The following is a 23,395-nucleotide window of genomic DNA, read 5'->3' as shown; positions in this document are numbered from 1 at the left end:
CATCCTTCTATGAATCTGTCAGACCGGTGCATTCTTTATCAAGACTCATGCCAATGATGAATATCCTCTATTCCCGCTGGTTACAGCGGCGACTGTGGCTGATAACACTGATAAAAGGGGAAGTGCTGTTTCCCGTGTGGAAGCGCATTGGCCTGTTGTGCCTGCTGATGCTGCCATACCCGCTGCAAGCCGCACCAACCGACTTGTCGCAGTATCTGGAGACCCTGCTGAAAGAGGATGCCAGTCAGGCGTTGAATGCTTATTTGCAGCAGCAAGGCTGGTCAGCCCCTGAAGTCGACTACCAAGTCTGGCTCTCTCCCGCCGTAACCCATTTGCCACCCTGCCAACAAGCCATTCGTCTGCAAGCAGGGGGGCAATATCGGCAACCCTGGGGACGGCGTCCCTATCTGGCTGAATGCACGGAACCTGCATGGCAGCTAAGGGCCCGTGTCGAAGTGACGCTCATGCTGCCGGTGTGGGTCACGGCACAAGAGATCCAGAAAGGCCAGACCATTCGTGCCGGAGATCTCGTCGAGAAATCTCTTGATATCAGTCGATTGCAACGCGGGTTTGTTCCAAGCTCCGAATCCCTTGTGGGGAGCAAGAGCAATCGGAATCTCAGGATGGGTCAGTTGATTGGTGAACTGGATTTACAGAAGACCTGGGCCGTTCGGGAAGGGGAAGGGGTACTGATCAGAGCCGGCCTCGACAGTTTTTCCGCAACCACCCGCGGTAAAGCATTGGCAAACGGCGCCATTGGCGATGGCATTAAGGTAAGAAACATCAGTTCAGGCAAAGAGATTCAGGCCTGGGTGATCGAAAAAGGCGAAGTCGAAACCCGTTTTTAACCCAAAGGGCTGGTTTGATTTAAGTTAGGCTGGCCTTGGGTCGCTTGTCAGAGATAGACCATCAGGAATTGACGTTATGAAAATCACACCCACCGACCCGCTCTATGTTCAAACCCAGCTGCAGCGCAAGCCGGAGTCTGCGACTGCACAGCCACAAGCACGCGCCAGCCAGGCTGATGCCCAGATAAGCGCCACGACGCAGTTTGTAAACCAGGCAAGATCGCAACTAGCAACTACATCGGATGTGGATATGGAGAAGGTGAACCAGATCCGCCAAGCCATCAGCGACGGCAAGCTCGAACTCGATATGGATGCGCTGAGCCAAGCCATTCTGGATATGCATCGTCGATGAGCCTGGATCCCAAGCTGCGGGTCAAGCAACTGATCATCGCTATCCAGCAAGATTGTGGTCACTACGCCGAGCTGCAACAGGTTCTGCTGCGCCAACACAGCCTGCTGGCCGCTCACGATGTTGACGGGCTGGCTGAACACAATCAGCTGCAGACCCAACTGATGGTTGTGGTTCAACAACAGGCACAACAACGCTGTCAACATCTGCTCGCGTTGGGATTGAAACCGGACGAAAAAGGGATGGCGACACTGATCGCAAAACTGCCAGCCAGTTTGCAAAAAAACGTTGCCAGCCAATGGCAGCAGCTTGAACAATTGTTACAGCAATGCTTGCGCCAAAACGAACTCAATGGACGCCTGCTGGCAGGGCAGATCGAAACAATCAACACGCTATTGGGACAAGAACAGCCCTATGGCCAACTGGAACGCTTCCCGGACTAACCCCTATCCCTCTCTCAACGCGCGATGACGCAAACTGGATAACTCATCCAGCTGTCGCTGATCCCGTGTCTCCTGTTGCTGACGCAGGGTCAGGTCACGCTTATCCAGCAGCAACTCCAATCCTTTGACCCGACCAAATTGTTTAAGCACCTGGCCTTCGTGGCGCTCCAAATCCAATTTGGCCAAGGCCGACTGTTGTACCTGATGAACCAGCAGATGGCGCAGTTGTCCCTCCATCTGCTGCTTGTTCTGCCACAGCAGGGGATGAAATGTTGCCGAGCCGGGGCTCAGAGAGCTGATCACATCCTGCAACCTCAACGCCCTATGCTCTTCTCGCATGGCCTCTTCTCGCAAACGCTGGCGCTCCTTGCCCATCACCTCCAACACATCCTGCTGCAAACCAAGATAGGATTTCAACATGATGGATCCTTAAGACTTCCCGAGCACTTGCTTCAGCCCTGTCATCACCTGAGCAAAAGGCGTCTCCTCATGGATACCCTGTTGCAGGAAGGCCGCGATGGCAGGGTAACGCTGTACAGCCTCATCCATCTGGGGGTCGGCTCCCGGCTGATAACCGCCCAATGGCAACAACTCGCGCACCTGTTGATAACGCCCCCACAACTGCCGCAGCGTCACCGCCAGCGTCTGCCATTCAGCAGGGACAACCTGTGGCATGACTCGGCTTACGGAGGCACCTATGTCGATCGCGGGGTAATGTCCCTCCTCCGCCAATCGGCGCGTCAGAACAATATGACCATCCAGAATGGCGCGGGCCGCATCCACCACAGGATCCTGCTGGTCGTCCCCTTCCGCCAAGACTGTATAGAAAGCACTCAGAGAACCATCTGGGTGTGTGCCATTACCGGCCCGTTCAACCAGCTGGGTCAACATGCTGAACACCGAAGGTGGGTAGCCCCGGGTCGCGGGCGGCTCCCCTATAGCCAGTGCGATCTCCCGCTGAGCCTGGGCATAACGGGTCAAGGAATCCATGAGCAGCAGCACATCCCGTCCCTGCTCGCGGAAATACTCGGCAATACGGTGACACAATTGTGCCGCGCGCAGACGCATCAGCGGAGATTGATCAGCAGGGGCCGCCACGACGACCGCGCGCGCCAACCCTTCCGGGCCCAAGCTGTGCTCGATAAATTCGCGCACCTCTCGCCCCCGCTCACCAATCAGTCCCACCACCACTATCTGCGCGGTCGTATTGCGGGTCATCATGCCCAGCAGCATACTCTTACCGACCCCGGAACCCGCAAACAGGCCCAGGCGCTGTCCCTTGCCAACCGTCAACAGACCATTGATGGCACGAATGCCCACATCGAGCGGCTCGCGCACTGGCGTGCGCAGCAGGGGGTTGGGGGGGGAGGCAAACAGAGCAACACGCTCACCTTCGTCGCGCAACGGACGACCATCCAGGGGTTGCAACAGGCCATCGACCACCCGTCCCAGCAGATGCTCACCGACCTGTATTGTCTCTTCACCATCAATGGGAAGCACACGTGCACCGGCATAGAGCCCACTCATGGGTTGCAACGGCATCAGGTAGGAAATATCCCGGTTGAACCCGACCACTTCGGCCAGCAGCGGAGCCCCTGTCGCCGTATCAACCCGGCAACGCTGACCCATTATCAACTGGCAACCAACCACTTCCAGCGTCAACCCGGTAACCCGTACTAGCCGGCCATAACGGCGAAAACCGGGCACATCCTCAAAACTGTCCAGCGCGGAAGTGAGCGCCTGTTGCAGCGCTTCATGCATCCTGTGGCAATTCCAGCGTACTATTTAGCTGCTCGATACAAGAGGCGAGGCGCTCACCGGTATTGACTTCGATCACCGCAGCCCGCGTTTCTATGCGGGCATCACCCACACTCAGGGTGCCATCCACCTGCAATGGCCACCCCTCACAACGGGTAACGCCTTGCTCGGCCAGACGCTGGCGATCCCCCTCACTGAGATAAATCACCAGCTCTTCCGATGCCGCTGGCAGACTTGCCAAGGCCTGCTCCACCTGATTGAGTACCTGCTGGGGATTGAGGGTAAATTCAGCCTGGATCACTCGCTTCGCAACCTGCGCCACCAGCTGGGCAACCAGCTCTTTTTGTTCCTGCATACGAGAACGGGTCAAAGACTCCCATTGCGCCTGCAGCTTGGCAAAGGGAACCAGAGCCTGATCGAACGAGGCACGCCCTTCTGCCAGTCCCTGTGAAAAACCACGAGTTTGCCCCTGCTGCAGTCCCTTGGCCTCCCCGTCAACGAGACCGCTGGTCAACCCTTGCTGATAGCCGGCCTGATACCCTTCATCATGGCCTTGCTCCAGACCCTGTTGATAGCCACATTCGAACTGCTCCTGCTGGCTCTGCACCTCTGCTCCGCTTTGCCCCAACGAAGGGAAACGGTAAAGACGAGTGGCGCCCGTCGCCAACTTGCGAACATTGTGACTCATGAACGCCTCCTGTTAATTGACGGTGGGCTCTTCGAACAGCTGGAATTCGACCTCGCCCTGCTCCACCAATTCGCGGACCAGTTGCATGACCTCTTCCCTTGCCTGCTCGACCTTGCGCAAAGAGACACTGCCCTGCCCCTGAATCTGGGCATCCAGAGCCTGAGCCATCCGTTTCGGCATGGCTCCTAGCACCACTTTGCGGAAGCTGGCTTCGGTATTTTTCAGCGCCAATGCCAGCAGATCGCTTGGCAGTTCCTGTACCAGACGTTGCAGGGTTTCATCCGATTGACGACGCAAGGCCATGAAGTCGAACATGTTCTTCTCGATTTCCAGCGCCATGTCGCCATCGTGTTCCCGCAACAGGGAAAGCATCTGCTCCTTGTCGCCTTGATAACGGTTCAAGATGTCGGCTACCTGTCGTACGCCATTGACCTTGGCTCCGGACTGATCCGCCACGTAGGCGAGGCAGCGGTCCAATGTCAGACGCAGCTCTCCCAACACGTGTTCACTGACACTATTAAGGCTGGCAACTCGTACCAGCAGATCATCGTGGACGGAACCAGGCAGAGCATCCAGTACGGCAGATGCCGTCTGGGGTGGCAAGAACGCCAGCAGAACCGCCTGCATTTGCGGATGCTCGTTACGGAAGAAGCGGGCCAGCACATCGGCAGGAACCCATTGCAAACGCTGGATATCCTGGCTCATGACATCGCCATACAGGCTGTCGAGCAGACTGCGGGAGAGCCGTTGCCCTAGTGCGAGATCCAGCGTCTGTTCCAGATATTCCCGCGAAGCGCTGCCAATCCCGCTCTGCTCACGGTACTGGTTGAAGAACTGCTGCAAAGTCCACTTTGCCTCCATAGAGCTGACGCCAGACAGACCCGCCATCTTGGAGATGAGTCGCTGTACTTCGTCACGGGAGAGTTTCTGCATGACCTTGGCTGCCGCCTCTGTGCCCATGCTCAACAACAAAATCGCTGCCTTTTCCAGATTATCGATGTCGATATCGACGGCATTTTGGTTCAGATTAACGTTGTTCATTGCCACCCACCCATGCTCTGACCACTTCCGCTACCCGAGCGGTGTCCTTCTCGACCAGCAACTGCAGATGCTGAAGCTGTACTTCCAGTTCGGAACCCGGCTCTGGCAATGCCTCCAGATTCAAGGAGGAGAACTGAGGTTCCATCTGATTATCTGCACGGATCAGCCCATTATTCATCATCGGAGCCGTCAGGGCGGCATCGTCATCCCGTCGCATGGAGAGACCCACAGTTGGTTCTTGCTGCTCGTCCTGCTCTTCGGCTGGTTCCTCTTCGGGTAGCTGCTGGGTACGTACCAGATGCTTCACCAACGGACGAATCCCGAAGAACACCAGCGTCAAGCCAAGCAGGCCTCCGACCAGATAACGCAATGAATCTTGCCAATAAGGCGTTTCCCACCAACCAGATTCAGGAGGAACAATCGGCACCGCACCGGTAAAGTCGAAGACTTGCAGACTAATCTGATCGCCCCGCGCATCATCAAATCCGACCGAGCGCTCCACCATCTGGCGGATTTGCTCCAGTTGTTCTGCACTCCAGCCATTTTTGGGGGCACTTTGCTGATTTAGCAAAATGGAGACATTCATCTTCTCCAGCCGGCCCTGCTGATAGCGGGTATGCACTATGGTTCGGCTATTTTCGTACTGTTTGTTGATCTCTTGGCGCTCGGTACGAGAGTCGTTCTTCTGGGCTTCCGAGCTGGTAGCCCCCTGATTCGGAGCTGGCTGCTCACTTTTGGACGTCGTTTCGGGAGGACGATTGGACAAGGCTCCGGGGATCCCCAGCGCCAACGCGTCTATGGTTTTATCCGACTTGCTGGACTCCTTGGTGACCACGCCCTGTGGATCCAGCTGCTGCTGAGTCTCCTCCACCGCATTGAAGTTCACATCGGCAGCGATCTGCACCCTGAAATTGCCCGTGCCCAACATGGGATAGAGCATGTCGCTGGCCCGCTGGCGGATGTACTGCTCAAGCTTGCGCACATATTCCATCTGCTGCACGCTCTGCTTGCCGAAACCAGCCTTGTCACCCAGCTCGGCGCTGAGCAGCTGACCAGCCTGATCCACTATGGTCACAGCACCCGGCTTCATGCCGGAGATGCTGCCAGCAACCAGATTGGCGATCGCCTCCACCTGTCCTGGCTCCATTGCCTGACCCGGTTGCAGATCCAGCATCACAGAGGCACTGGGTTTTTCCTCATCACGACCGACAAACAGGGTCCGCTTGGGAATAGCCAGATGGACACGTGCACTGCGCACCGCATCCAGCGAGATAATGGTTCTCGCCAGCTCACCTTCCAAGGCATGCCGATAGCGGGCGCCCTCCATGAATTCGCTGGTGCCAAGGCCTGTGACATTATCCAACCCTTCCAGACCGGCAGGCATGGCCGCTCTGACCCCTCTGGCCGCCAGCGCCATGCGAACATGGGCAAGCTGACTCTCGGGGACCAGAATTTGACCCGTGCTCTTTTCCAAACGGAATGGCACTTGCTCCTTCTCCAGCATCTCCATGATGTTGGCGGTATCGTAAAGCTCCTGCTTGCCATACAGGGGCACGTAATTTTTGCTGGAGGTCCACAGGATCACGACGATCGTGCCAGCCACAATGGCCGCCAATAGTGCGATTGTCAGAATGGATTTGTTGTCTCGAGAAAGGCTACGCCAGTTGCGCAACCCTTCCTGGACTCGTGTTCTGAAGGAATCCGAAGCCCCTTGCGGGGACGTTACCAGTTCAGTCATCACTTACCTCAGAGTGGCATGCGCATAATGTCGTCAAAGCCTGTCATCAGCTTGTTTCGCACCTGCATCAGGGCGGAAAAACTGAGACCGGCTTTCTGGCTGGCCACCATGGCCCCCACCAAGTCATCGCTCTGACCCGCATCGACAGCGGTCATCAGTTTTGAGGCGGTATTTTGCTGCTCGTTGACTCGCCCGACGACATCGCGCATGGCATCGGTGAATGACACATTCGATGCATCATTTAATTCGATGGAAGGGGTTTGGTTGGCGACTCGCTGCATCTCCTGCATCTGCTGCAAGAGCGTCACCTGTGATGACATCATTTCAATCTTCACTCGGTTATCCCTTAGTTTTGAAGCTGCTGCTCAATATCTATGCCCTGCTCACGCATGGCCGCCAGCTTGTATCTCAGTGCCCGGGTCGTCATACCAAGGGCCTCTGCCGTGCGGGTCCGATGGCCGCGAAAGCGGCGCAGGGTCTCTAGTACAAATTGAAATTCGGCATACCGACGCGTCTCGCTAAGCCCTTCCGGGGCGGAAAACGCTTCCGGTAACGCATTGTCGGATTCAATGGTGTAAGTGGGCAGCATCAAATCGACTGCTTGAATATGCAATCCGCGAGCCATGATTAATGAACGCTGCATGACGTTATCCAGCTCCCGGACATTGCCAGGCCAGCCATACGCCAACAGCTGCTGACGGGCGCTTTCACTCAGACGATAGCCTTGCTGAGGAGCATGTCGCTCGATGAAATATTCGGCCAATGGCAGTATGTCATCTGGGCGCTCCCGTAGCGCTGGCCAACTCATGGGAAGCACGTCGAGACGATAAAACAGATCTTCCCGAAACTGGCCCACGGCAACAAGCGTCCGTATATCTTTGTTGCTGGCAGCAATAATCCGGACATCCAGTGCGATGGTTTGGTGACTGCCGAGCCGCTCGACTTCCTTCTCTTGCAAAACACGCAGCAGCTTGGCCTGCAGCGACAATGGCAACTCAGAAATCTCATCAAGTAGCAACGTCCCACCCTGTGCCAGCTCAAATTTCCCCGGTTGTGTACCTGTCGCCCCGGTGAATGCCCCCTTGTTATGGCCAAATAAGATAGATTCGAGCATGGATTCAGGAATTGCAGCGCAGTTGATGGCGATAAAAGGTTTGCCGGCACGGTTGGACATGTCGTGGATATAGCGAGCCAGTCGCTCCTTACCCGTTCCCGACTCACCACCAATGAGGATGGTGGCAGACGTTTTGGCTGCACGACGAGCAAGTTGCAGTACCTGCAGGCTCATGGTAGAGGTAGCGATCAGATTGGGAATGGTTTGGCGCAGACGCAACGCCCCCTTCACCGCATCGAGCATTTGTTGATAGCCAAAGGGTTTGATGATGTAGTCAATCGCCCCCGCCCGCATGGCTTCTGCCGCAAGATAAGCCTGCTGTTCATTAACCAGAATAATGCAATCGACACCGCAGAATTCATGCACTAATTGAGGACCAGCCTCGGTCATGAGATCCATATCGAGCAAGACCAGAGCAACTGAGTTATTGGCGAGAATTAATTTAGACTTATTGATCGAATCAACACAGGAAACAGCGTACCCCTGCGCCAACAACCTCCCCTCAATATCATTTCCATTTGAAAACACTGGTCTAACCAATAACAAATGAGGTGCTGACTCAATACCAATCGATCTTGAGTTTTTCTTGATAGAAATATCCGAAAGCATATGAACCCGAACCCGTGATGGTGGACAAACCAATCAACAGAACTGATGTGTCAAAAATAAAAACGCACCATACAGAAAATGGCGCCTCTAACGGGCGTCTCATTTATACAAAGAATGGTATCAAGGCAGTAACAATAGCCTTGGTAACCCCGCTATCATTAGCATTGCTGCTATAAGACCGGAGGCTTTGCGTCCTGACTTTTCAGTTCAGTTTGCCTTTATCATGCGACTGTCCATAGTGGGACAAGACAACTCCACTTCTCCAGTGATAGCTGTGTGACACATGTGAATTGTTATATTTGTTATATGCTTTTAACATCTTGTGCGTCAAAAACCGTCACATCATAGCGGCTTCCAATGACAATTCAAGTAGATATGCGGAATATAACCTTCCCATCTGTTCACAACATGGCAGTTCAGTTTCAGCCCAGAGTCCCAATAACTTCCACCCTCAGATCTTCTGGTATTTCATTATAAGAAAGCACTTTGAGACCTTTTGAAAAGGAACGAGCATATCTTGCCATCAAGGGCCTGAGCTGAGGCATGACAACCAATACCGGAGCATGACCTTGCTGTTGCAACTGCTCTTTCACCAATGGCATATTTTGCTGCAACTGCGCCAGCAGCTGAGGATCAACCGGGAAGCTGTCCAGCTGAATTTTTCCCTGTTGCTGGGATTGGGTCATTGCAGCCAACAGCGTCTGCTCAAGACGATCCTCCAAGGTAAACGCGGCTAAAATATCGCGCGACCCAATCGCCTGTCTGATAATCTGGCGTTTCAAGGCACACCGGACATCGGACGCCAGCAAGACAGGATCCTTGGTCAGCTCGCTTGCATCCAGCAAGGTGGTGGCAATGGTTCGAATATCGGTGAGGCTGATCTGCTCCTTGAGCAACTGTCGGAAAACCCTCAGTTGCTGCATTTGAGTCAGCGCCAGATTAAGTTCTTCTGCCAGACGGGGTGACTGGGTAGCCAGATATTGGCCCAACTTGCCTACTTCATCATGGCCAAATAGAGAATCAAGCTGCTCTCTCAACAATTTGCTGGCATGAGTGGCGATAACTGTTGCGGAATCGACTACGGAATAACCCAGGTTCAAGGCCTTAGCCTTGTTCTCCGGCGAGATCCAGACTGCATTCATGCCATAGGCTGGATCCTGCGTCAGCTCACCATCCAGGGCACCATATGTCTCCCCGCTGCTAATCGCCATCAGTCGCTGACAGTCGACGTTACCAGCCGCAAGTGCCACACCGGACAACTTGATCCGGTATTGATCGGGTTGCAACTGCAAGTTGTCACGCACCCGGATCTCGGGCAGCAGGAAGCCATATTGCTCGGACAGGGTTTTGCGAATACCCCGTACCCGGGCAAGCAGTTCGGCTCCCTTGTCCGCTTCTGCCAAGGGCACCAGCCGATAGCCCAGCTCAATGGCGACCGCATCGACAGGAGGCAGGTCCTGCCACTCCAGTCCCTGTGGCTCGGACTGCACCATCTGGCGCGTCAGCTCCTGGGCTGCATCGAGATCAGGATCATTGACCCGACGCTTGCTGACACTCCAACCTGCCCATGCCAGCACGGCGGCAAAGCTGAGAAAAGCCAGCATGGGCATACCTGGCACCAGACCCAGGATCAACATGATGGCAGCGGCGGTGTAGATAACCCGCGGCGATGCCAGGATCTGCTGACCCACTTGATCCGACATCTCGCCTTCATCGCTGACCCGAGTCACTATGATGGCCGCAGCGGTAGACATCAGCAAAGAAGGGATCTGGGCGACCAGACCATCACCTATGGTGAGCAGTGCATAACTCTGGAACGCTTCCGCAACCGGTAGCGAGTGCTGGAATATACCGATCGCCAAGCCACCGACCAGATTGATGATCAACACCAGCAAACCGGCGATGGCATCCCCTCGCACGAACTTGGACGCCCCGTCCATCGCACCGTAAAAATCAGCCTCTCTGGCAATCTCGTCACGCCGCGCGCGGGCCTGATACTGATCCATGGTACCGGCGTTGAGATCGGCATCAATCGCCATCTGTTTACCAGGCATCGCATCCAGAGTGAAGCGAGCAGATACCTCGGATATCCGCTCTCCACCTTTGGTGATCACCACGAAGTTAATGATCATCAGGATTACGAAGACCACCAAACCGACGACATAGTTACCGCCGATGACCACTTCCCCAAAGGCCTGAATGACCTTACCGGCAGCCTCATGCCCCTCGTGACCGTGCAACAAGACGACGCGAGTAGAGGCAACGTTGAGCGACAACCGCATCAGGGTTGCCACCAGCAACACGGTGGGGAAGACGGAGAAATCGAGCGGACGGCGGGCCGAGACAGAAACCAGCAGTACCAGAACCGCCAACACTATGTTGAACGTGAACAGGACATCCAGCAGCCAACCGGGCAGAGGCAAGATCATCATGGCCAGAATGGCCAGGAGTAGCATGGGGATCGCGGTATAGGATTGGGTCAATACACGCCAGTTCACAACTTACCTCTCAGGTTGACGTAACTCGGGCGGCACATGCAAAGGGGCAAGAGAAGTTGGTTTCTTCCCCTTGCCAGCCGCATAGGCCCGTAACTGCAATACATGGTTCAGCACATAGGCCACAGCGGTGTAAAGACCCGCTGGCACTTCCTGGTCTACCCGGGTGGAGTAATAGATGGCCCGAGTCAGATCCGGCAGACTCATGACCATCTTGTCGTGCTGCTTTGCGACCTGGCGGATCCGCTCCGCCATGCCGTCAACCCCTTTAGCAATCACGTAAGGAGCATTTGCCCGCTCAGGATCATATTTAATGGCCACCGCATAGTGGGTCGGGTTGACGATGATCACATCCGCCTGTGGTACACGCTGCTCGATGCGAGCTCGGGCAAGCATCCCTTGTACCTGGCGGATCTTGGCCTTTATCTCGGGCCGCCCTTCACTGTTTTTGTGTTCATCCTTGACCTCTTGCTTGGTCATTCGCAGTTGCTTGTTCAGGGACCAACGCTGATACGGCACGTCCAGTACGGCAATCAGCATCTGCACACTGCCAAGCAAAATAAATGCCTGAGAGAGGATCCGCAGTGCCTGCTCCATCGCAGCTTGGGGCGGCATGCGGTTCATCATCATCAGCAAGGGCCATTGGTGCTGCAGCATCAGTGCCAACGTTGAGCCAATCAGCAGGATCTTGAGCACTGACTTCAGCAGTTCCATTAGGCTGTGAGTCGAAAACATCCGCTTGAGCCCCTTGAACGGATTCAACTTCTCTGCGCTGGGCAGTAATTTCTTCCAGGTCAGCACCATGCCACCTGGCACTACGCTGAGCAGTACCAGCAACAACGCCAGAAAACCGAACAGAGGTAGCAGCACCCACAACATGCTGAGCAGTGCTTCAGCCGTCCAGTGAATCATCATTTGCGGATCACGGGCACCTTGCCAGTCAAAGCGTTGAGGACGTTTCATCAACTCGGCAAAGAAGTGGCCAAAGCTGGGCACCATCCATTGCATGGCTAAGCCCCCCAGCAGCAACAGCCCAGCGGAGCTCAACTCCTTGGAGCGCGCTATTTGTCCCTCTTCCCGAGCCTTGCGCAGTTTCTGGGAAGAAGCCTCTTCGGTTTTATCCTGGGCGCTATTCTGGCTCATGATGGGGTTAGCGCCCTGAGTTGCTCCAGCACATGCGTCACCAGATCAAGGTAGCGGGCCGGGACTCCACTGATGGAAATAGCCAGAGTCACCAACCCGAGCAACAACGTCATGGGGAAACCCAGCGAAAAAATGTTCAGGGATGGCGCAGTGCGGTTCATCACCCCGAAGGTAAGGTTAACCATCAACATGGCCACCACCGCAGGCAAGGTAAGGATCAATGCGGCACCGATACACCAGCCAAACAAACCTATGACCCCTTTCATATCCAGCAAGTCGAGCGAAGATCCGGGTGGCCAGCTACGCAGACTCTGCACCAGCACATCCAGGACGACCAGATGACCATTGAGCCCAAGAAACAAAAGTGAGCAGAAAATCAGCATCAGCTGGCTGACGATAGGTGCAGAATCCCCGTTGCTGGGATCATTCATCACTGCCATCGCAAGACCCATCTGCATGGAGAGGATCTGCCCAGCCATGGTCATGATCATGAACAACATCTGGACACAGAGCCCGAACAACAACCCGAACAACAGTTGCTCCACAGTCAGCACCAGAGCACCAGTGCTGAAAGGATCGACCACTGGCATCTCTTTTAACATGGGAGCGATCAACAGGCTGACAATGAAGGCAAGAAGCAAACGCACTTGTGGCGGGATCCGGCCATCACCAAATACCGGCATCACCCAAAATGCGGTGGCGATCCGGATGAATGGCCACCACCACTGCCCCAACCAGACCGTCAGGTCGGCAGCACTGAGGGACAGCAGGGAATTCATCCAATAAGCCCGGGTATCTTCAAAAACAGATCGTGGAACAGGGTGGTAATTTGAGAGAGCAGCCAATTTCCTGTAAAAATGAGGGTCATCAGGGTTACCAGAAAACGTGGCAAAAAGCTGAGCGTCTGCTCCTGGATCTGTGTTGCGGCCTGAAACACGCTGACAATGAGCCCGATGATGAGGCCTGGAACAATCAGCACCGATACCATTACCACGACCAGATTGACGGCACCACCAACCAGCGCAACGCTCTGCTCCGGCGTCATGTCAGCCCCCACTACCAAAGCTAGCTGCGAGGGTGCCGACCGTCATCGACCAGCCATCCACCAGCACGAACACCATCAGCTTGAACGGTAACGAGATGATCAGGGGCGAGAGCATCATCATCCCCATCGCCATCAGCACGCTGGCAACGACCAGATCTATCACCAGAAAGGGGATAAACAACATAAATCCTATCTGGAAGGCTGTATTCAGTTCACTCAGCACAAAAGCAGGCAACAAAACCCCGAACGGGACCTCGGCTTTAGTGAGGGAAGTGGGTTCACCGGAGATCCGCAGCATCTGTTCCAGATCCGGTTCGCGGGTCTGCGCCAACATAAAATGACGCAAGGGTTTTTCAGCCCGAGCAATCCCCTCCGGCAGGCTAATTTCATTCTGGTCGTAAGGGATGAATGCATGCTGATACATGTCAGTCCACACAGGGCGCATGATCACTATCGTCAGTATCAAGCTGATGCCTATCAGTACGCGGTTGGGAGGGCTCTGCTGCAAGCCCATCGCCTGGCGCAGAATCGCCAACACTATGATGATTCGGGTAAAACTGGTCATCATGAGCAAGAGCGTCGGAAGTAGCCCCAAAAGGGTCATGAAGAACAGGATCTGCAACTTGATGTTGTAGTCCTCCCCACCTTCAGCACCCGGTAAAACCGAGAACAATGTCATGTCTGCTCCCCAACTGGGTAGCGAACACAACAGCAGAGCAAACAGCAGATGGCGCATCAGTCGTCCATGCCACCCAGCAGATTGGTGTCGATCACATCCACCAAACGCAGACCATATTTACCATTGACCACAACGACTTCCCCCTTGGCCAGCAAGCGGCCATTGACCCGGACGTCAAGCGGCTCACCAGCCAATTTGTCGAGCTCGATAACAGCCCCTTCTTCTACTCGCATCAATTCCCCCAGCGAGACCTCGGTACTGGCCACTTCCAGCGTTACCTTGACCGGGATCTGGCGAAAGAAGGAGAGATCCCGCTGCTTGCTGCTACTGGTGGGAGCCATATAGTCTGCCGCACTGGGCATGCTGATATCATCACCAAACAGTTGATCCAGGCCATCCAAATCCAGCGGGTCATTCATATTGTGCTCGTTCATGATTCGATTATTCCTCTACGACCGTCGCGACCTGGTAAACCAGGCTGCCTTTATGTTCAGCGATACGTCCACTAAAGCAGGGACGGCTACCAATCAGGGCTGGCACCACTTCCGGTAAATCCAGCGAGAGCACATCGCCCACCTTGAGACACTCCAGATCGGCCAGCGTCATGGACAACTGCCCCATCACCACGCGTAAACGTGTGTGAATGTGTGTCAATGCCTGCTCCAAGGCGCCATCTTGCAGGGTGTACCCTGCCGCAGGGCTTGTTCTCTCAGCGGGTGGAACCAGCCACAACTGCCAACCATGAGAAAAGCTCCCCACCGTCAGGGTGGCGGCGGCCATCCAAAGTCGTGACACCGGGAGTGCATCACGTGTAATCAAGGTCAATTGCCATTCGAGATCACCCAGCCCCAGGCAGGAGGACCAGATATCGACCTGATATTGGCAAAGACGCAACACCAAGCGTTGCTCGGTATCCGTCAATCCTTTGCTATTAGAGACGGTTTCTCCCTGATTGCGTAAAGAGCCGCCGAAGAAGAGCACCGCCAAGCGATAGATAACTGAAGAGGATATGGAGAAATAAGCGATCCGTTGGGTATCAAGTGGACTACGGGCCTCAACCCAGATCAAGCCATCATCATGTTCCGGGGATGAAACGGCGATGAACTCCTGATAAGTCAGCTCGCAGTCAGCGCTATTGAACAACTGAGCCATGCAGCCAGCTGCCTGCAGGGAAAAAGTTCCCAACTGGGCATTTACTTGTTTGAGCCGCTCCCGGTCTGCTCGTTCGACACCCAGAAGATCATAATGAGGAAGGGTTTTTCCCCGCTCAGCACAAAGCAACCGAGAAGGTGTGAGCATTACGCCGCTTGATGACATTAAGAATCCACCTTAGCCATTTTTATCTCGCCTTACTGCCACAGAGACATCTATCAGGCCAGCCATGTGATCGGTACAAATAGTCCAGCCGACATAGAGCGGCCAGAATGGGCGAGAACTTTATTACAAAACCCGAAAAGGCGCCATGAGACTGTCTGGCAACCCAAAAATAAAAATCCCGGCACCAGAAGGTGCCGGGATTTTAAGGTGCTTGCACACCTTGAATAGGTCGGAGTCGGCCTGTAAGCCGGGTTCTGTTCCGGGTTGCCCCGGTAGCAATCATTCCTCTAGGCCAGCAATCGCTCACTGGCTCAAGCAACCTACCCGCCCCCAACGCGGGCCGCGCCAATAGGGGCCTATTTGGTCTTGCTTCGGGTGGAGTTTACCGTGCCACGAACTGTTGCCAGTCGCGCGGTGCGCTCTTACCGCACCCTTTCACCCTTACCTGATCCCTTGCGGGCCATCGGCGGTTTGCTCTCTGTTGCACTGGTCGTAGGCTCACGCCTCCCAGGCGTTACCTGGCACCCTGCCCTATGAAGCCCGGACTTTCCTCCCCTCCGCCCGTCTGTCCCGAGGGACACAACGACGAAGCAGCGATTGCCCAGCCGACTCCGGGCGCGGATTATAGCCTTGTCCAGCGCCCCGGGTAAACCTGCAATTGGCCTTTCCCCGGATTAATAGTGCTCGAGACCATATTTGTAGAGGGCATTCTTCTTGACGCCATGGATCTCGGCGGTGAGCGCTGCCGCTTTCTTCAGCGGCAATTCGGCCACCAGCAGCCCCAGGGTGCGGATCGCCTCAGCGGGCAGCTCTTCATCTACCTTGCTGGCACCGGCGACCACCAGCACGATTTCGCCACGGCAGCGGTTATCGTCCTGACCGAGCCAGGTCAGCATCTCGGAGGCAGGCAGACCATGGATCGACTCGAAAGTCTTGGTCAGCTCGCGGCATACCACCACCTGACGCTCCCCCAGGATGCGAGCGATCGCTTCTACCGTATCCTCTACCCGGCGTGGGGATTCGTAGAACACCAGCGAACGGGTGTCTTCGATGACGGCCTGCAGCCTGTCGTCACGGCCCTTGGTTTTCGCGGGCAGGAATCCTTCAAAGGCAAACCGGTCAGTCGGCAGGCCGGCTGCGCTCAACGCCGTGATGGCGGCACAGGGACCGGGCAGCGGCACCACCTTGACCCCAGCCTCACGACAGCGGGTGACCAAGTGGTAACCTGGGTCGCTGATGAGCGGGGTGCCCGCATCGGAGACCAGGGCGACGTTCTTGCCCTCCTTGATCCTGCCGATCAGCACATCGGCTTTCTGCTGCTCGTTGTGATCGTGCAGCGCGAAGGTCGGCACCGAAATTTGGTAATGGCTGAGCAGGATACCGGTATGACGCGTATCCTCGGCAGCCACCAGATCGACACTGCGTAAAATGTCCAATGCACGCTGGGTGATGTCCGCCAGATTACCGATCGGAGTGGGGACTATATACAGGGTTGGGATGTCACTCATGGGATCTCCGAGTGTCCCGACAATTGTGTCGCCATATTGGCCCGTTTACACTATGGAGAACTTCAACACTGGTCGGGGAATGAACTTGAACCGGGTTACAAAGCAGCTAAGTGTATCACGACTCTTCGGCATCCTACTCGCGGCAGTACTGCTCGCCGCCTGTGCGTCGGAGCCCAACCAACCTTCCGGACAACCAGGCATGCCGTCTGCGTTCTCCAATCTGACCAAGAATGCCCAGTGGTATCTGGAGCAGGTGGACCCGGCCAAACCGGCCGAAGCCTTCACCTGGCAGGTGATGGCGGCGCGCAGCTATTTGGCGCTCGGCCAGGCCAAACCGGCCTCGGCCCTGTACCAGCAATTGCAAAAGCAGGCCCAAAGCGCGGAGCAGAAGGCACAGCTGCAACTGTTGCAGGCACATCTGTTGCTCGCGCAGGGCAATGCCAACCAGGCGCTGATCCTGCTGGAGGGCAAGCCGGAGGTGGCGCTGGATGCCGATACCCAGAAGGACTGGTATCGCCAGCGGGTGGTGCTGCAACTGGACATCAACAACAAGTTTGGGGCCGCCAAATCGTTGATCCTGCTGGAGCCCTATCTGGCCCAGAATGAACTGGCGACCAACCATCAGCAGATCTGGTCGCTGCTCAAAAGCATGACCCCGTCCACCCTGCAGGCGCTGGAAGAGGCCCCGGCCCCCGATGTGACCACCGGCTGGCTGCGACTGGCGGCGCTGGTGAACGAGTTCGGCGCCCAGCCCAATCAGCTGGCCCGCCAACTGGCAGGCTGGAAGCAGGCCTTCCCGAACCACCCGGCCCAGAAAGACATGCCGGCGGGCCTGGGTGATCTCGCTACCAGCAACCTCAATACCCTGCAGCAGATCGCCGTGTTCCTGCCGCTCTCCGGCAACCTGGAGCCTCAAGGCGCCGCTATCCGCAACGGCATGTTGATGTCTTACAAGGAGAATCAGGGCCAATTTACCCTGAACTTCTATGACACCCAGGCCAAGGCGATGGGCGAGCTCTACAAGCAGGCCATTCAGGAAGGGGCCAACATGATCATAGGCCCGCTGCTCAAGGACAGGGTCGAGGAGCTGCTCAAGTCCAATCCGACCGTGCCCGTGCTGGCACTGAACGAGCTGGACCAGCCGATCGTCAATGACAACACCTTCTACTTCTCTCTCTCGGCTGCCGCTGATGCGACCCAGGCCGCGCAATATCTCTACGGTCAGGGTTATCGCAAGCCCTTGCTGATCGCCGCCCAGGGGCGGATCGGCTACAGCAGCATCAAGGCGTTCGAACAGGCATGGGCCACCGTGAGCCAAGACAAACCGGTCGTGGCCACCTTCGGTGCCCGCAACGAGGTACAGGGGATGGTCAAGAATGCTCTGAGCGGCCGCTCGACCGCCCGGGCCGGGGAAGTGGTGCAACTCTCAGCAGCCGCACCGCGCAGCATAGATGTGGTCTATGTGGTCGCCAACAGCCTAGAGACCCGGATGATCAAGCCCTATGTGGACATCTCGGTCAACCCCATGGGCAGCCTGCCCATCTACAGCAGCTCACGCAGCTACGACAGCGCCACCACGGAGGTTGCCTCCGAACTCAATGGCATGCACATCTCCGACATGCCGCTGCTGCTGGGTGGCTACGAGAAGCAACGGGAGCAGATCGCCCTGCTCTGGCCACAGACTCAGGGTGACCTGCTGCGTCTGTTCGCGCTCGGTTACGATGCCGTCAGCCTGGCGGAAAACCTGCAGCAGATGCGCAAGGTCAATGCCATGCAGCAACCGGGCATGAGCGGCCAGCTGAGCGTGGACGCCAGCGGCAACATAGTGCGGGTACTGGACTGGGCCACCTACCAGAACGGCAAACTGGTCAGCGACAGTGCCATGTCTCAGCTCGAAGGAGTCTCCCATGAAGGGTCTATTGGCTCGGATGAGCCAGCAGTGGCAGAACCTGTTTCCGTCACCGACGAGCAAGGGACAGCACTTTGAGCAGGTAGCGGAACGCTGGTTGCAGGCCCGCGGCCTGCAACCCGTGACCCGCAACTACCGCTGTCGGGGTGGCGAAATCGATCTCATCATGCGCCAGGGGGAAACCCTGGTGTTTGTTGAGGTACGCTACCGCGCCAACACCAGCCATGGCGGAGCAGCCAGCTCGGTCACCCGGCGCAAGCAGCACAAGATCGTGCTGGCCGCGCGCCACTATTTCAAGCAACATGCCATCAACGAGGCCAGCCAGGCCTGCCGATTCGATGTGATTGCGTTCGAGGGCGACCAGCCAGACTGGATCCAGAACGCATTTTAAGAGGACCCTATGACTGACCGCATCAAAGAGAACTACACCGAAAGCATCCAGACCAAGATTGCCGCCGCCGAGGCGCTGCCGGACGCTATCCATACTGCGGCCCAGATGCTGACCATCTGTCTGCTCAATGGCCACAAGGTGATGGCATGCGGTAACGGTCCTTCTGCGGCGCTGGCCCAGCTGTTCATCTCGGAGTTGGTCAACTGCTACGAGACAGAGCGTCCTTCCCTGCCCGGCATGGCGCTGACCCCCGACATGGCCACCATCAGCGCCATCGCCACCGACCATGGCTTCGAGGAGGTGTATGCCAAGCAAATTCGGGCGCTGGGTCAACCCGGCGACATCCTGGTGGTCATCACCACCACTGGCAACAGCCGCAGCCTGATCAAGGCAGCCGAAGCCGCGCTCTCCCGCGACATGACCATAGTGGTGCTCGGTGGCGGTGACGGCGGCGAGATCGCCGGTCTGCTCGGCCCCAACGATGTGGAGATCCGGGTGCCATCCGCCCGTCGTCCCCGCATTCTGGAAGTGAACCTGTTGACCCTGCATTGCCTGTGTGATCTCATCGACCAGACTCTTTTCCCGCAACAGGAAGATTGAAACCATGAAGAAGCAAACTCTCTTGCTCGGCCTGCTGGCCGGCACCCTGCTGCTGCAAGGCTGCGCGGCCGTGGTAGTGGGCGGTGCAGCCGGTACCGCCAAGGCTTCCGGCGATCGCCGCACCTTGGGTGCCCAGTGGGACGATCAAGCCATAGAACTGCAGGCAGCCAACCTGTTGGCCGACAACAAGCCACTGAGCGCGGCCAGCAAGATCAGTGTCTACAGCAACAACGGCCGCGTACTGCTGGTCGGTCAGACACCTTCTGACGCCTACAAACTCGAAGCGGGCAAGATAGTGGCCCGCATCGACGGTGTTCGCCACGTTTACAACGAACTGCGCCTCGGCCAGCCGGTCAGCATAGGGGTTCGCAGCAATGACTCCTGGATCACCTCCAAGGTGCGGGCAGACATGCTGGGAGCCAAGAACTTCGACAGCGCCAAGGTCAAGGTGGTCACCGAGAATGGCGAGGTATTCCTGATTGGCCTGGTCACTCGCCAGGAAGGGGATCAGGCCGTTGAGATCGCTCGCCACGTCAGCGGCGTGAAGCGCGTCATCAAGGCTTTCGAGTTCGCCCAGAACTGAGTGATGAACAAACCGCCATAAAAAAACGCAGCCAACTGGCTGCGTTTTTATTTGATGACTTTCAGCGTCGGACGACCGGTTGGACGCGGTGGTTCCGGCTCGGGCTCCGCCGGTGCTTCGGCCTGCTCCAGCCAGAGGTCGTAACCCGGCTCGGGCGGGAACAGAGTACCCACGCCATTCTCCCGGGCATGAATGGCCAGTACGGCCGCCATCGGGATATAGACCTGCTGGGAGACGCCACCGAAACGGGCACTGAAGCTGATGGCTTCATTGTCCATGTGGAACTGTCCCACCGCACGCGGTGCTATGTTCAACACAATTTGCCCATCCTGGACAAACTGCATCGGCACCATCACATGAGGGATGTTGACGTTGACCACCAGATGCGGGGTCAGCTCGTTATCCAGCAACCAGTCAAAGAACGCCCGTAACAGATACGGGCGACTGGGTGTCATTGTCGGTTCCATGCTCATACGCCAGCGCGGATCTCGCGCTCGGCTTCGGTCAGGGAAGCCTGGAAGGATTCACGCTCGAACAGACGAACCATATAGGCCTTCAGCTCCTTGGCACCACGACCGGTGAAGTCGATGCCGAGGCTCGGCAGACGCCACAGCAGCGGGGCCATGTAGCAATCCACCAGACCAAACTCTTCACTCATGAAATAGGGCATTTCACCGAAGATCGGCGCGATGGCCAGCAGGTTGTCACGCAGCTCGGCACGCGCCGCATCCACGTCGGTACCCGCCATGATCTTGTCGGCCAGGGAGTACCAGTCCAGCTCGATGCGATGCATCATCAGACGGCTGTTACCACGGGCTACCGGGTAGACCGGCATCAGGGGCGGGTGCGGGAAGCGCTCGTCCAGATACTCCATGATGATGCGTGAGGTGTACAGTGCCAGCTCACGATCGACCAACGTCGGTACAGTGTTGTACGGGTTCAGCTCGGCCAGCTCATCCGGCAGGTTGCTTGGGTCAACCTGGCAAATATCTACGCTAACACCCTTCTCCGCCAGGACAATGCGCACCTGATGGCTGAACATATCGTTGGCACCGGAAAACAGCGTCATTACCGAACGCTTATTGGCAGCTACAGCCATTGAACCCTCCCGTCATTAAAAAGCAGAAACGGCAATGAAGCATCTTGGTCTTCATTGCCGTGCATTATATTACCCGGATCTGGTCGCTTAGTGAACGTCGCGCCAGAATTCCTTCTTCAACAGCACAGTGAAGATGAAGAAGATCACGATGAATCCGAGTACCCAGAAGCCCATGCGTTCGCGCTCCTGTTGTACCGGTTCAGCCGAGTAGACCAAGAAGTTTACCAGATCCAGTACCGTCTGATCATACTCTTCGTTATTCATTTCACCGTTGCCGTCAGATTTGACACTGACAACCTGCTGGGTTTCCACCCCGTCGACCGTATGAGTGGCAAACTCGGCACGCGGCGTGCCTTGCAGTGGCTCCAGTACGTGGGGCATGCCCACGGACGGGAACACCACGTTGTTCACGCCAAACGGACGAGTCTCGTCCACATAGAAGGAGCGCAGATAGGTGTAGATCCAGTCTGCACCGCGCACCCGCGCCACCAGAGTCAGATCGGGGGGCGGCGCACCGAACCACTTGGCTGCATCCTTCTCTGAAACCGAGTTCTCCATCAGATCACCAATCTTGGCACCGTTGACGATCAGGTTGGCCGCCATCAGGTCTTCCGGAATGCCTATGTCTGCCGCAACACGGTTGTAACGCTGATACTGGGTGCTGTGGCAGCCAAAGCAGTAGTTCATGAAGGTGGTGGCACCACGCTGCAGGGACGCCTTGTCGTTCAGGTCATAGTTGGCCTTGTCCAGATGCACGGCACCGGTATTGGCAAATACCAGCGCCGGCAGCAGGGTCAGCACTGCAAAAATTATTTTTTTCATTTAAATGTCACCCTCTCCGGCAGCGGCTTGGTGCTTTCATTCTTGCTGTAGAAGAACAGCAGGACGAAGAACCCGAAATAACCCAGGGTACAGATCTGGGCAATCAGCGTCAGGGTCGGGGTCGATGGCAACACGCCGAGGACACCGAGAATGACGAAGCAGACCACGAACTGGGCGATGTTCAGCTTGTGCAGGGTGCTGCGGTAACGCACCGAGCGCACCTTGCAGCGATCCAGCCAGGGCAGCAGGAACAACACTACGATGGAGAGACCCATCATGATGACACCCAGCAGCTTGTCCGGCACCGCACGCAAAATGGCGTAGAAGGGCGTGAAGTACCACACGGGGGCTATGTGCGCCGGGGTCTTCAGACCGTTGGCCACTTCAAAGTTCGGCTTCTCAAGGAAGTAACCCCACATGTCCGGCTTGAAGAAGATGATGGCGCAGAACAGGAACAGGAAGCCTGCCACCCCGATCATGTCCTTCACGGTGAAGTAAGGGTGGAATGCCACCGCATCCAGCGGCCAGCCTTTCTCGTCCTTGTGCTTCTTGATGTCGATGCCGTCCGGGTTGTTGGAGCCCACCTCGTGCAGCGCCAGTATGTGCATGGCCACCAGCATCACCAGTACCAGCGGCAGCGCGATGACGTGCAGCGCGAAGAAGCGGTTCAGGGTCGCCCCCGAGATGACGTAGTCACCACGGATCCACAGGGTAAGATCGTCACCGATCACCGGAATGGCGCCAAACAGCGAGATGATGACCTGAGCCCCCCAGAATGACATCTGGCCCCAGGGCAGCAAATAGCCCATGAAGGCTTCGGCCATCAGGCAGAGGAAGATCAGCATGCCGAAGATCCACAGCAGCTCGCGCGGCTTCTGGTAGGAGCCGTAGATCATGCCGCGGAACATATGCAGATACACCACCACAAAGAACGCAGACGCGCCTGTGGAGTGCATATAACGCAACAGCCAGCCGTAGTCCACATCCCGCATGATGTACTCGACAGAGGCAAAGGCGCCTTCTGCGGAGGGGTTGTAGTTCATGGTCAACCAGATACCGGTGATGATCTGGTTGACCAGCACCAGCATGGCCAGCGAGCCGAAGAAATACCAGAAGTTCAGGTTCTTGGGCGCCGGGTACTTGGCCATATGGTCGTTGTACATGGCAGTGAGCGGGAAGCGATAATCGATCCAGCCCATCAGTTTGGCAAACATGG

Annotated in this window: 26 protein-coding genes, 1 other RNA gene and 1 riboswitch; of the genes, 7 read left to right on the top strand and 20 right to left on the bottom strand. The window is 56.5% G+C overall.

Annotation, left to right across the window (positions count from 1 at the left end; all coding sequences use genetic code 11):
• Positions 1-53: 53 nt before the first annotated feature.
• From lfgA to lfgN, 3 genes are all read left to right on the top strand, one after another.
• Positions 54-848: a lateral flagellar basal body P-ring formation protein LfgA gene (gene lfgA, locus ACW5XD_RS10835; protein WP_456494895.1), complete on the top strand. Its 795-nt coding sequence runs from the start codon at positions 54-56 to the stop codon at positions 846-848.
• A 76-nt stretch (positions 849-924) separates the two neighbouring features.
• The gene (gene flgM / locus ACW5XD_RS10830) at positions 925-1,200 is read left to right on the top strand and encodes a flagellar biosynthesis anti-sigma factor FlgM (RefSeq protein ID WP_456494894.1); all 276 of its coding nucleotides are present in this window, start codon (positions 925-927) and stop codon (positions 1,198-1,200) included.
• Positions 1,197-1,640: a lateral flagellar protein LfgN gene (gene lfgN / locus ACW5XD_RS10825; RefSeq protein WP_456494893.1), complete on the top strand. Its 444-nt coding sequence runs from the start codon at positions 1,197-1,199 to the stop codon at positions 1,638-1,640. The genes flgM and lfgN overlap by 4 nt, the downstream gene beginning before the upstream one ends.
• Positions 1,641-1,643: 3 nt before the next feature.
• Here lfgN and lfiJ read toward each other — a convergent pair whose 3' ends face one another.
• The 16 genes from lfiJ to rsmI all read right to left on the bottom strand — a co-directional run bounded on the left by lfiJ (position 1,644) and on the right by rsmI (position 16,775).
• Complete coding sequence (gene lfiJ / locus ACW5XD_RS10820; RefSeq protein WP_456494892.1) at positions 1,644-2,060, bottom strand: lateral flagellar protein LfiJ; 417 nt, start codon at positions 2,058-2,060, stop codon at positions 1,644-1,646.
• A 9-nt stretch (positions 2,061-2,069) separates the two neighbouring features.
• The gene (gene lfiI / locus ACW5XD_RS10815; protein ID WP_456494891.1) at positions 2,070-3,401 is read right to left on the bottom strand and encodes a lateral flagellar FliI-like assembly ATPase LfiI; all 1,332 of its coding nucleotides are present in this window, start codon (positions 3,399-3,401) and stop codon (positions 2,070-2,072) included.
• A complete protein-coding gene (lfiH, locus tag ACW5XD_RS10810; RefSeq protein WP_456494890.1) occupies positions 3,394-4,086 on the bottom strand; it encodes a lateral flagellar assembly protein FliH in 693 nt (230 codons plus the stop codon). Before lfiH ends, lfiI begins: the two co-directional genes overlap by 8 nt.
• Positions 4,087-4,098: 12 nt before the next feature.
• The gene (gene fliGL / locus ACW5XD_RS10805) at positions 4,099-5,127 is read right to left on the bottom strand and encodes a lateral flagellar motor switch protein FliGL (RefSeq protein ID WP_059112792.1); all 1,029 of its coding nucleotides are present in this window, start codon (positions 5,125-5,127) and stop codon (positions 4,099-4,101) included.
• Positions 5,114-6,856 carry a lateral flagellar M-ring protein FliFL gene (gene fliFL, locus ACW5XD_RS10800; protein ID WP_456494991.1) on the bottom strand — a complete coding sequence of 581 codons (1,743 nt, stop codon included), beginning with the start codon at positions 6,854-6,856 and terminating at the stop codon, positions 5,114-5,116. Before fliFL ends, fliGL begins: the two co-directional genes overlap by 14 nt.
• A 17-nt stretch (positions 6,857-6,873) precedes the next feature.
• Positions 6,874-7,200 (bottom strand): lateral flagellar hook-basal body complex protein LfiE, encoded by a 327-nt coding sequence (gene lfiE, locus ACW5XD_RS10795; RefSeq protein WP_081097860.1) that lies wholly within the window; start codon positions 7,198-7,200, stop codon positions 6,874-6,876.
• 11 nt (positions 7,201-7,211) lie between these two features.
• Positions 7,212-8,588, bottom strand: a complete 1,377-nt coding sequence (gene lafK, locus ACW5XD_RS10790) for a lateral flagellar response regulator transcription factor LafK (protein WP_456494889.1) — start codon at positions 8,586-8,588, stop codon at positions 7,212-7,214.
• 139 nt (positions 8,589-8,727) lie between these two features.
• Positions 8,728-8,815, bottom strand: a riboswitch (cyclic di-GMP riboswitch).
• A gap of 195 nt (positions 8,816-9,010) precedes the next feature.
• Positions 9,011-11,086 (bottom strand): lateral flagellar biosynthesis protein LfhA, encoded by a 2,076-nt coding sequence (gene lfhA / locus ACW5XD_RS10785; protein ID WP_456494888.1) that lies wholly within the window; start codon positions 11,084-11,086, stop codon positions 9,011-9,013.
• A gap of 3 nt (positions 11,087-11,089) precedes the next feature.
• The gene (gene flhB / locus ACW5XD_RS10780) at positions 11,090-12,226 is read right to left on the bottom strand and encodes a flagellar biosynthesis protein FlhB (protein ID WP_456494887.1); all 1,137 of its coding nucleotides are present in this window, start codon (positions 12,224-12,226) and stop codon (positions 11,090-11,092) included.
• On the bottom strand, positions 12,223-13,005 hold the full coding sequence (lfiR, locus tag ACW5XD_RS10775) for a lateral flagellar biosynthetic protein LfiR (RefSeq protein WP_456494886.1): 783 nt from the start codon (positions 13,003-13,005) through the stop codon (positions 12,223-12,225). Before lfiR ends, flhB begins: the two co-directional genes overlap by 4 nt.
• A complete protein-coding gene (lfiQ, locus tag ACW5XD_RS10770; RefSeq protein ID WP_005305849.1) occupies positions 13,002-13,271 on the bottom strand; it encodes a lateral flagellar biosynthetic protein LfiQ in 270 nt (89 codons plus the stop codon). Before lfiQ ends, lfiR begins: the two co-directional genes overlap by 4 nt.
• Position 13,272: 1 nt before the next feature.
• A complete protein-coding gene (fliP, locus tag ACW5XD_RS10765; RefSeq protein ID WP_456494885.1) occupies positions 13,273-14,007 on the bottom strand; it encodes a flagellar type III secretion system pore protein FliP in 735 nt (244 codons plus the stop codon).
• Positions 14,007-14,384 (bottom strand): lateral flagellar motor switch protein LfiN, encoded by a 378-nt coding sequence (gene lfiN / locus ACW5XD_RS10760; RefSeq protein WP_103472057.1) that lies wholly within the window; start codon positions 14,382-14,384, stop codon positions 14,007-14,009. The genes fliP and lfiN overlap by 1 nt, the downstream gene beginning before the upstream one ends.
• Positions 14,385-14,391: 7 nt before the next feature.
• Positions 14,392-15,267: a lateral flagellar motor switch protein LfiM gene (gene lfiM / locus ACW5XD_RS10755; protein WP_456494884.1), complete on the bottom strand. Its 876-nt coding sequence runs from the start codon at positions 15,265-15,267 to the stop codon at positions 14,392-14,394.
• Between the two features lie 227 nt (positions 15,268-15,494).
• Positions 15,495-15,880: RNase P RNA component class A (gene rnpB / locus ACW5XD_RS10750), an RNA gene on the bottom strand.
• A 61-nt stretch (positions 15,881-15,941) separates the two neighbouring features.
• Positions 15,942-16,775 (bottom strand): 16S rRNA (cytidine(1402)-2'-O)-methyltransferase, encoded by an 834-nt coding sequence (gene rsmI / locus ACW5XD_RS10745; RefSeq protein WP_456494883.1) that lies wholly within the window; start codon positions 16,773-16,775, stop codon positions 15,942-15,944.
• Between the two features lie 199 nt (positions 16,776-16,974).
• Between rsmI and ACW5XD_RS10740 the strand changes: the two genes are divergently transcribed.
• The 4 genes from ACW5XD_RS10740 to dolP are packed head-to-tail and all read left to right on the top strand — an operon-like array spanning position 16,975 to position 20,258.
• On the top strand, positions 16,975-18,762 hold the full coding sequence (locus tag ACW5XD_RS10740; RefSeq protein ID WP_456494882.1) for a penicillin-binding protein activator: 1,788 nt from the start codon (positions 16,975-16,977) through the stop codon (positions 18,760-18,762).
• A complete protein-coding gene (locus ACW5XD_RS10735) occupies positions 18,683-19,075 on the top strand; it encodes a YraN family protein (RefSeq protein WP_098981849.1) in 393 nt (130 codons plus the stop codon). The genes ACW5XD_RS10740 and ACW5XD_RS10735 overlap by 80 nt, the downstream gene beginning before the upstream one ends.
• 9 nt (positions 19,076-19,084) lie before the next feature.
• On the top strand, positions 19,085-19,675 hold the full coding sequence (locus tag ACW5XD_RS10730; RefSeq protein WP_005305871.1) for a D-sedoheptulose-7-phosphate isomerase: 591 nt from the start codon (positions 19,085-19,087) through the stop codon (positions 19,673-19,675).
• 4 nt (positions 19,676-19,679) lie between these two features.
• The gene (gene dolP / locus ACW5XD_RS10725) at positions 19,680-20,258 is read left to right on the top strand and encodes a division/outer membrane stress-associated lipid-binding lipoprotein (protein ID WP_456494881.1); all 579 of its coding nucleotides are present in this window, start codon (positions 19,680-19,682) and stop codon (positions 20,256-20,258) included.
• Between the two features lie 47 nt (positions 20,259-20,305).
• Here the strand turns inward: dolP and ACW5XD_RS10720 are convergent, their stop codons facing one another.
• From ACW5XD_RS10720 to ACW5XD_RS10705, 4 genes are all read right to left on the bottom strand, one after another.
• Positions 20,306-20,731: a ClpXP protease specificity-enhancing factor gene (locus tag ACW5XD_RS10720; RefSeq protein WP_042039067.1), complete on the bottom strand. Its 426-nt coding sequence runs from the start codon at positions 20,729-20,731 to the stop codon at positions 20,306-20,308.
• Entirely contained in the window at positions 20,728-21,357 is a 630-nt protein-coding gene (gene sspA / locus ACW5XD_RS10715) for a stringent starvation protein SspA (protein WP_011707594.1), read from the bottom strand. Before sspA ends, ACW5XD_RS10720 begins: the two co-directional genes overlap by 4 nt.
• 87 nt (positions 21,358-21,444) lie before the next feature.
• Entirely contained in the window at positions 21,445-22,179 is a 735-nt protein-coding gene (locus ACW5XD_RS10710) for a cytochrome c1 (protein ID WP_456494880.1), read from the bottom strand.
• Positions 22,176-23,393, bottom strand: coding sequence for a cytochrome b (locus ACW5XD_RS10705; protein ID WP_042867879.1), 1,218 nt, complete (start codon positions 23,391-23,393; stop codon positions 22,176-22,178). The genes ACW5XD_RS10710 and ACW5XD_RS10705 overlap by 4 nt, the downstream gene beginning before the upstream one ends.
• Positions 23,394-23,395 lie beyond the last annotated feature (2 nt).

Source organism: Aeromonas enterica, assembly GCF_054052465.1.
The sequence above is the reverse complement of the archived record's forward strand: the minus strand, read 5'-3'. Positions and strand labels throughout refer to the sequence as shown.